The following is a 209-nucleotide window of genomic DNA, read 5'->3' as shown; positions in this document are numbered from 1 at the left end:
TCTCGCCCTTCTTTGAGTTGGAGAATCCGGAGTGCGGCCATGAGGGCGAGGATGCTGAGGCGCTCAATGGCTTGGGCGGACTCCAGTCGGGTCGATTCGAGGTCCAGGCCGACCCGCTTGAGGATGGCAAAGAGTTGCTCGATGCGCCAGCGCCAACGATACCACTGAATAACCGGTAAGGCTTGCTCCAAGGTGTTGACTGGATGAGT

General features: G+C 58.9%; 1 protein-coding gene. It reads right to left on the bottom strand.

Annotated features, from left to right (window positions below):
* On the bottom strand, window positions 1-209 hold a 209-nt coding region (locus JUK32_RS18775), incomplete at both ends, for a transposase (RefSeq protein ID WP_204140399.1).

The organism is Halomicronema sp. CCY15110 (assembly GCF_016888165.1).
In the GTDB taxonomy this organism is placed as follows: domain Bacteria; phylum Cyanobacteriota; class Cyanobacteriia; order Phormidesmidales; family Phormidesmidaceae; genus Halomicronema.
The sequence above is the reverse complement of the archived record's forward strand: the minus strand, read 5'-3'. Positions and strand labels throughout refer to the sequence as shown.